Origin of the sequence: Arthrobacter sp. BB-1, from assembly GCF_006151685.1 — a bacterium.
Taxonomy (GTDB): domain Bacteria; phylum Actinomycetota; class Actinomycetes; order Actinomycetales; family Micrococcaceae; genus Arthrobacter.
Genome location: NZ_VDEV01000022.1, coordinates 372,072 through 380,288 on the forward strand (window position 1 = coordinate 372,072; position 8,217 = coordinate 380,288).

The 8,217-nt window shown below is 69.1% G+C and carries 7 protein-coding genes; 1 reads left to right on the forward strand and 6 read right to left on the reverse strand.

The annotated features are described in order from the left end of the window. Position 1 precedes the first annotated feature (1 nt). The 6 genes from hemC to hemE all read right to left on the reverse strand — a co-directional run bounded on the left by hemC (position 2) and on the right by hemE (position 6,692). Entirely contained in the window at positions 2-1,000 is a 999-nt protein-coding gene (hemC, locus tag FHJ30_RS13475; protein ID WP_139029760.1) for a hydroxymethylbilane synthase, read from the reverse strand. Then, on the reverse strand, positions 997-2,265 hold the full coding sequence (locus tag FHJ30_RS13480; RefSeq protein WP_139029761.1) for a ferrochelatase: 1,269 nt from the start codon (positions 2,263-2,265) through the stop codon (positions 997-999). Before FHJ30_RS13480 ends, hemC begins: the two co-directional genes overlap by 4 nt. Further along, positions 2,262-2,963, reverse strand: coding sequence for a hydrogen peroxide-dependent heme synthase (gene hemQ, locus FHJ30_RS13485; protein WP_139029762.1), 702 nt, complete (start codon positions 2,961-2,963; stop codon positions 2,262-2,264). The genes FHJ30_RS13480 and hemQ overlap by 4 nt, the downstream gene beginning before the upstream one ends. Before the next feature lie 116 nt (positions 2,964-3,079). Beyond that, on the reverse strand, positions 3,080-4,021 hold the full coding sequence (locus tag FHJ30_RS13490) for a hypothetical protein (RefSeq protein ID WP_139029763.1): 942 nt from the start codon (positions 4,019-4,021) through the stop codon (positions 3,080-3,082). A 112-nt stretch (positions 4,022-4,133) separates the two neighbouring features. Further along, positions 4,134-5,591, reverse strand: a complete 1,458-nt coding sequence (hemG, locus tag FHJ30_RS13495; RefSeq protein WP_139029764.1) for a protoporphyrinogen oxidase — start codon at positions 5,589-5,591, stop codon at positions 4,134-4,136. A gap of 6 nt (positions 5,592-5,597) precedes the next feature. Then, a complete protein-coding gene (gene hemE, locus FHJ30_RS13500) occupies positions 5,598-6,692 on the reverse strand; it encodes a uroporphyrinogen decarboxylase (protein WP_139029765.1) in 1,095 nt (364 codons plus the stop codon). 158 nt (positions 6,693-6,850) lie between these two features. Here hemE and FHJ30_RS13505 point away from each other — a divergent pair, with 158 nt between their 5' ends. Beyond that, complete coding sequence (locus tag FHJ30_RS13505; RefSeq protein WP_139029766.1) at positions 6,851-8,167, forward strand: glutamyl-tRNA reductase; 1,317 nt, start codon at positions 6,851-6,853, stop codon at positions 8,165-8,167. Positions 8,168-8,217: the final 50 nt, after the last annotated feature.

Genomic DNA, 8,217 nt, shown 5'->3' on the forward strand with positions numbered 1-8,217 from the left:
TTCAGGAAGCCTGCAGGTCCGCTATGTCAGCGGCGCCTGCGGCCAGGAGTACTTCGGCGAGTTCGATGCCGAGCAAGGTGGCACCCACCTCTGTCAGGCCGTCAGTGGCGCGCTTGTCCCGGACGGAGGCGGTGCCGTCCACAGCGCAGACCACCGCTTCCAGGTGGAGCAGGCTCCCTTTGCGGTAGGCGTAGGCGCCGACGGGCGCCGCGCAGCCGGCTTCGAGCCTCGCGAGCAGGGCCCGTTCAGCGGTGACGGCCAGCCTGGTGTCCGGATCATCCAGTGCAGCCAGGGCCTGCGCCAGGACTTCCTTCGAACCTTCCGTAGAGCCGGGCCTCGGCGGAGCGTCGGCGGTACGGCACTCGATGGCAAGCGAGCCCTGGCCTGCGGCGGGCAGCATAACGTCCGTCTCGAGGAACTCGCTCACCGTATCAAGCCGGCTGATGCGTTCCAGGCCTGCGGCGGCGAGAACTACGGCATCCAGGTCGCAGGACTTGCCGGGAACCACGTCGCTGACGGTGTTGCCCGGCAACCCGGGAACGCGGCCCAGGCGGGTGTCCACGTTGCCGCGGATGTCCACTATCTCCAGGTCCGGACGGGCGGTGCGGAGCTGGGCTGCGCGCCGGGGTGATCCGGTGCCCACCGTGGCGCCGGCGGGAAGGTCGGCAAGTTTCAGCCCGTCGCGGGCACACAGGACATCGCGGACGTCAACGCGCCGCGGGGTGGCCGCGAGGCTCAGCCCCACCGCTGGCCCGGTGGGCAGGTCCTTGAGCGAGTGGATGGCGACGTCGCATTCGTTCCGCAGCAGCGCATCCCGCAGGGCCGCGACGAAGACGCCGGTGCCGCCCATCTGCGAGAGCGAGCCGGTGAGGACGTCGCCGTCGGTCCGGATGTGGACGAGTTCCACCGGAAAGCCTCCGACGGCGGCAAGCTGGTCCGCGGTCTGCTGCGTCTGGGTGAGCGCCAGCTTGCTGGCACGCGTGCCGATGCGGACCGTCACTGCTGCAGTGCTCCCCCGGAAGCCGCCGGCTGCTCCGCCCCGGCTTCGCCGGGATAGGGGTCGTGCCCGGCGCCAACGGTGGTGTCAGCTCCGGCGATGGTGGGCTTCTCGCCGCGGAAGTTCGCACAGCATCCCGGGCGGCAGACGTCGTACCAGGGACCGAGGTCCGTAAGCGCCGGACGGTCGCTGATGTTGTTCGCCACGGTGCGCTCGGTGATCAGGTCCACCAGGCCGTTGACGAACTTGCGGTGCGTGCCTGGCGTGGGGACGCGGGTGGCGGCAAGTCCAAGGTTGGCGCAGGTTTCCAGCGCTTCGGTGTCCAGGTCCCAGACCACTTCCATGTGGTCGCTGACGAAGCCCAGCGGCACAATGACGATGCCCTTGACGCCCTGGCCGGCCAGCTCCTCGATGGCGTCGTTGATGTCCGGCTCGAGCCACGGCACGTGCGGGGCGCCGGAGCGTGACTGGTACACCAGGGACCAGGGGGCGGTGAGGCCCGATTCCTCCTCCACGCGCTGGATGACGGCGGCCGCGGTGGCAAGGTGCTGGGCCACGTAGGCCGAGCCTTCCTCGAACTCGCGGGGTTCGCCTTCGGACCGGCCTGCCGCTTCCGCGTCCCGGGTGGGGATGGAATGGGTGGCGAAGAGGATCTGGACGGGAGCGTCGGGAGTGCCGGCTGCGGCGAGCTTTTCGCGGACTTCGGCGAGGCCTGCAGCGGTGCCTTCGATGAAGGGCTCCACGAAGCCGGGGTGGTCGAAGTACTGGCGCACTTTGTCCACTTCCAGCCGGCCGTCCAGGCCGGTTTCCGTGAGGGCCATGCCGATGTCCTCGCGGTACTGGCGGCAGCTGGAGTAACACGAGTAGGCACTCGTGGTGACCATCAGCAGGCGGCGGTGGCCGGCGTCGTACGCGTCCTGAAGGGTCTGCGGGATGTACGGCGCCCAGTTGCGGTTGCCCCAGAGCACGGGCAGGTCGATGCCGCGGGCGGCCAGCTCGGCCTCCAGTGCGGCCTTCAGCTCGCGGTTCTGCTGGTTGATGGGGCTGATGCCGCCGTTGGCGCGGTAATGGTGCGAGACCTCTTCCAGGCGCTCGTCCGGGATGCCCCGGCCGCGGGTGACGTTGCGGAGGAACGGGATGACGTCCTCCTGGCCTTCCGGGCCGCCGAACGAGGCGAGGAGCACGGCGTCGTAATTCTTCGGCGCCATCCGTCCTGCCTCGGTAACGGGGTTCACGGCGGTGCCCGCCTGGGGGTCCAGGGGGCTCATGCGAGGACCTCCGCTACTTCGTCGGCGCTGATCCGGCGGCCGGTGTAGAACGGTATTTCCTCACGGACGTGGTTGCGCGCCTCGGTGGCACGCAGGTGCCGCATGAGGTCAACCAGGTCCACCAGCTCCGGGGCCTCCAGGCCCAGGATCCATTCCCAGTCGCCCAGGGCGAAGGAGGAAACCGTGTTGGAGATGACTTGGGGGAAGTCGCGGCCCAGCAGTCCATGGTCGCGGAGCATCTTGCCGCGCTCAGCCTCGGGCAGGATGTACCACTCGTAGGACCGGACGAAGGGGTAGACGCACAGCCACTCCGCGGGCGCAACGCCACGGGAGTAGGCCGGCGTGTGGTTCTTGGCGAACTCGGCCTCGCGGTGCACGCCCATGGCGGACCAGACGATTTCGGTGCCCGCGAAAAGGGTGCTGCGGCGGATGTCGCGGATGGCCTGTTGCAGGGCCTCGGGCTTGGGGCCGTGGAGCCATACCATGACGTCGGCGTCAGCACGCATGGCTGATACGTCGTAGCTGCCGCGGTGCGTGACTCCGGCCTGGGCGAGCCGTTCCAGCAGGGCTTCGAAGTCTGCGGCAGCGTCGGCGCTGCGGATCACGTTTTCGGAGCGCTTGAATACCGTCCAGAGGGTGAAAAACTGCTCGGCTGATTCTTCGGTTTTAGTGACAGATTCGGCAGAAGTGTGGCTCATGGTTACAAGTTTGCCCCCTACTACCCACCAAGTCGAAACCAAGAACTTCTACAAGTGGTAGAAGTGGTTAAAGTCACATCCGGGCCAAGGCAGCGTGCGGCGGGGCGCCGGTCCGGCTACGGCTTCCGCATCCGGAAGTAGGCGGCGCCGGCAGCCGCAGCGAGGCCCACCAGGCCTACACCGACCCCGATCATCACGGCCTCCAGCTCCGGCTGCGACCTGACAACGGCGCCAACGCTTTGCGGGGCACTCCGGGGGACGCCGGCAGCCTGCGGCGCGCGGCCTCCGGCTTCCTGCGGTGTGGCCGCAGCCTGGTTTGCGGCCACAGGTACAGGCACTTCGGCGCCGGCCGCGGACTGGCTGCCGGGCCCGGCCTCCGCGGCCCCGCCTTGGCCAGCCGGAATGTCACCCCCGGACGTATTTCCACCGGCTGCCCCAGCGCCATTCGCAAGTCCGCCGGGGCCCGACGTCGGCACCGGTACTGCGCCGGATGGTGCGTCCTGGGCGGCGGTTTCCGGGGTGGGGGCGGCAGGAGCCGCAATGCCGGGCTGTTGCGGGGCCGGGGACTCCGGCGACGGCACGGCTGGCACCGGAACGGTTGCTGCCGGAGCGGGTGCCGAAGGAAGAAGCGGAACGTCCGACGGCGCCGGGAGGGGTATCGCCGGCAGGGGCGTCGCAAGTGCCAGCGAGTCATCCGTGGGAGCCGCGGTCACGGCCGGCGCCAGCGAAGCCCTGACTGCGGGAAGAAGCGCTGAGGGAACTGACAGGGCCGCCGGGGCGGGCGCCTGGCGTGGAACAGGAGAAGGGGAAACCGCATCCTTGGAAGGCCTGGAACCCTGGTCCTTTGCTTCCTTGCCATCCCGGTCCTGGCCGGGGGAACCCTGGCTCGCGGGGGCGGCAGTGCCTCCGGATTGCGGATTCCCTTCATCACCTTGGGACGCCGGAACGCCTGTTGCAAGGACCAGTACCGCTCCGACTGCGGCGGCTGCAGTGCCGCGCCGGAGTCCCCCATGGATACCGGTCCGGGACTTGAAAAGTTCGGACCTGTTGTAAGCCATAGTCATCGACCCTAGCCACATCGGAAGGGGAAATAAAAACCGGCGCAGCGCCCGGTCTCCGGGCCTGGGCGGGGCCCTAACGCCCTGCTGCCACGCTGACCAGCAGCAACAGTCAGCGGACCAGGTTCCGGATCTGTTCGTTCGTGTCGGAGACCACTGCTGCAAGCCCGTTGCCGGCCACCCAGCCTCCCACCACGGCCAGGTTCCCCGCCGACGTGCAGGCTTCCCGGATGCCGGCCACCCGCGCTTTATGGCCCACGGCGGCGAAGGGAAGCGACCCGCGCCAGCGGACCACGTCCCAGTCCACCACGTCTTCCCTGGTGATGGCGGCACCCAGCAGGGCTCCGGCGTCGCGCAAGGACGCAGCGAGGAGTTCCTCATCAGTGTCCGGGCCAGCGGCCTGTTCCCCGGCCCCGTCCACCCGCCCGTAGGAGAGCCGGACCACGTGCCGTCCGGGCCCGGCAGCGGCAGCCAGCCAGTCCCACTTTCCGGTGGCATGCGTCAGCGCCTTCGCTTCAATGCCGGGAGTCTGCGGCGCCACCAGGACGCCCGTGCCCCGCGGCCGGCGGTCCAGTTCATGGCCCGCCAGGACCAGCGTGACAAGCTTGACGTCCGGGCCTGCCGGCGGCCTCTTCCCGGCGATGCCGGGCACTGCGTCCTCAAGCAGTCCGACGGCGGCCGGACCGTCCACTGCCACCACCAGCAGGCCGGCGTCGAACGTTGCTCCTGCGGACGTGACCCGCCAGCCTTCGGAGGTGCGGGCAACCGCCCCGGCGGGTGTCCCCGGGAGCAGCGTGACTCCCCGGCGGCGGAGATCGGAGACCAGGGCGGTAACAAGCGTGTGCATGCCGCCCTCCAGCCCGGCGACGGCGGAGCCCGCCTTGGCCGGAGCGGCAGGTGCGGGGCTGTCCCCCTCGAGGGCAGCACCGGCCGGCGTGCGGCGCTGGGCGGAGACGGCGGCGGCCAGGGATCCGTGGCGCCGCAGCCCGGCGCGCAGCCCGGGTGCCACCATGTCGACGTCGAGCATCCCGGGGTCAGCGGAGTGCACGCCGCCCACCACCGGGGCCACCAGCCGTTCCAGGACCCGGGCGCCCATGCGCGCCTTGACCAGTGCGGAGACGCTGATAACGTCCGCCGCGGTCCCTAGCGAAGCCGGGAGGAGCTTATCCAAGGAAGCCCGGAGGGTGCCGATGAGGCCGAGTGAACGGCGGACTTCCGGGTCCCACGGATTGGCCGGAATCCCCAGCACACCCGTCCGTGGCAGCTCACGCGGGCCGTCCGGCAGCTGGACCCAGGCTCCGCCGGGGCGGGGCGACACGATCTTGGCGGACAGGCCCAGCTCGGCGGCCAGCCCTGCCACCGCGTCCGACCGGGTGGCGAAAGACTCGGCACCGCTGTCCAGGGTCAGGCCGGCGACCACGTGGCTGCCCACGCAGCCGCCCCATTCCGTACCGGCTTCCAGGAGCGTCACTTGGTACCCGGCGGACGCCAGCCCGCGGGCTGACAGGAGTCCCGAGATGCCGCCTCCCAGCACCAGTGCGGTCCCGGTTGTCGCCGGCGTGCTGCCCACTTTGGCCTACTCCGGGGAGATGGAGTGGATGAGTTCAACAACCCGGGTGAGGACCGCGGGATCCGTCTCCGGCGGAACGCCGTGCCCCAGGTTGACCACGTGCCCGGGCGCAGCTGCGCCCGCCGCTAGGACGTCGCGGACGTGGGCCTCGAGGATTTCCCATGGCGCAGGCAGCAGGGCGGGGTCGATGTTTCCCTGCAGCGGCACCGTGCCGCCCAGCCTGCGGTTCGCTTCATCGAGCGGAAGCCGGTAGTCCACGCCCACAACATCCACACCGACGTCGCGCATTGCAACCAAGAGCTCGGACGTTCCGGTGCCGAAGTGGATCAGCGGCGCTCCGAGGTGCCGGACGTGGTCCAGGGCGCGCGCCGAGGCCGGTGCCACGTACTTTGTGTAGTCGGCCAGGCCCAGGGAGCCGGCCCACGAGTCGAACAGCTGGGCCGCCGAGGCGCCGGCCTCGAGCTGTGCCTGCAGGAACATCCCGGAGGCGTCCGCGGCCCAGTTGGCCAGTGCGTTCCAGGTTTCCGGGTCGGCATGCATCATGGTGCGCGGGCCCAGGTGGTCACGGGACGGCTTTCCCTCCACCATGTATGCCGCCAGGGTGAAAGGAGCACCGGCAAAGCCGATCAACGGCGTCTTGCCGAGCTCGGCCACGGTAAGGCGGACCGCTTCCCGGATGGGTTCCAAGGATTCCCAGGTGAGCTGCGGCAGCGCTGCCACGTCCGCAGCAGTGCGAACCGGGGTGTCCAGGACGGGCCCTACACCGGGAACGATATCCACGCCGACGCCGGCGAGCTTCAGGGGAATGACGATGTCCGAAAAGAAGATGCCGGCGTCAACGTCGTGGCGGCGGACAGGCTGCAGGGTGATCTCCGACGCCAGCTCCGGACGCAGGCAGGAGTCCAGCATTGCGACGCCTTCGCGGATCTTCAGGTATTCAGGCAGCGAACGTCCGGCCTGGCGCATGAACCAGACGGGGCGGCGGGACGGCTTGCCCCCGCGGTAGGCGGTGATCAGCGGTGAGTCTGCGGTGCGGCCATCCACCAGCGGGTGGTCTGCGGCGAGGGCGCCTGCAGCGGACGTGGCGGGGCTGGAAGTCATGCCTTTGATTGTGCCCAAAAACGGCTGCAAAAGATAACGACAAAGTGTCACGCTGCAGCCCTGCCGCCGCGCCGTGGCAGGAATCACAGCCGGCGCCACCGCCTGGCAGGCCGGAGAGTTGTTCTACCAAGTAACGAAAAAGCTATGATTGTCCTGCTGTGGTTCTTTTCTCATTGGTGGCTACTCACGCCGACATCGATCTTGAGACCGTTGCTCAGTTGAGCAACGGTTCTTCCGGGATCGCCACATCCGCCCTTTCCGGATCGCCGGCAGTGACGGGTGCGGTGGTCCTTGCCACCTGCAACCGCTACGAAATCTATGGTGAAGCTGCGCGCCCGGACGACGTGGAGGCCGCCCGCGCTGCCTTGGTGGCCCAGATCAGCGAATCCAGCGGGCTCAGTGAACCGCTCGTCTCACGCTCCTTCAGCACCCGCACGGGTCCTGAGGTCAGCCAGCACCTCTTTGCCGTCAGCGCCGGCCTGGACTCCGCAGTAGTCGGAGAGCGTGAAATTGCCGGCCAGGTACGGCGGGCACTGATTACGGCCCAGCACGAAGGCACGGCCAGCTCCGGCCTGGTCCGGCTTTTCCAGGCGGCATCCAAGACCGCCAAAGACGTGGGCGCCCAGACCGCCCTCGGTTCCCGGGGCCTTTCGATCGTTTCCGTCGCCCTGGACCTGGCAACTGATCTTTCCGAAAATCCGGACTGGTCCGGCAAGAAGGTTGTGGTTTTCGGCACCGGGGCCTACGCCGGGGCCACCATGGCGCTCCTGCGTGAACGCGGCTGCACCGACATCGCGGTTTTCTCCTCGTCCGGCCGTGCCGAAGGATTTGTCGCCACCCGCGGCGGCACGGCGCTGGACGCCGAATCACTCCGGCCGGCGGTTGCGGCAGCGGACGTCATGATCGGCTGCAGCGGTTCAGATACCCGGGTGGAGGCCGACGAACTGGCCGAAGTCCGGGCCAACTCGCCGCAGCCCCTGATCGCCATCGACCTTGCGCTCACCCATGACTTCGATCCCGCGGTCGGCGAGCTCGACGGCGTGGAACTGCTCACTCTGGAATCGGTGCGCCTGGCTGCCCCGCAAGAGCAGGCCGAGTCGCTGGCGCAGGCCAGCGGCATCGTCAACGGCGCCGCCCAGGCGTTTGAGCAGGAACGCGAGGTGCGGTCCGTGGATTCGGCCATCGTTGCCCTCCGCCGCCACACCATGAGCGTGCTTGACGCGGAGATGGAAAAGGTCCGGGCCCGGCACGGCTGCACCGCCGCGGCCGAGGAAGTGGAGTTCGCACTCCGCCGCATGGTCAAGCAGCTTCTCCACGTGCCCACGGTGCGCGCCCGCGAGCTTGCCGCCAATGGCCAGCAGGATGACTACGTGGCTGCCTTGGAGGCACTTTACGGCATCACCGTGGAACAGCCGGCAGCGGCGGCCCCGCAGGCTGAATGCCCGGTGGACCACCGCGGCCTCGAAACCGCCTGACCGCACCCACCCCCACGCGACCCTCTCTCACTTAATGGGCCCTTTCCGGC

Coding starts and splice junctions, on each gene's coding strand:
- FHJ30_RS13480 (WP_139029761.1), bottom strand. CDS start 2,265: ATGAGCCCCCTGGACCCCCAGGCGGGCACCGCCGTGAACCCCGTTACC.
- hemQ (WP_139029762.1), bottom strand. CDS start 2,963: ATGAGCCACACTTCTGCCGAATCTGTCACTAAAACCGAAGAATCAGCC.
- FHJ30_RS13490 (WP_139029763.1), bottom strand. CDS start 4,021: ATGGCTTACAACAGGTCCGAACTTTTCAAGTCCCGGACCGGTATCCAT.
- hemE (WP_139029765.1), bottom strand. CDS start 6,692: ATGACTTCCAGCCCCGCCACGTCCGCTGCAGGCGCCCTCGCCGCAGAC.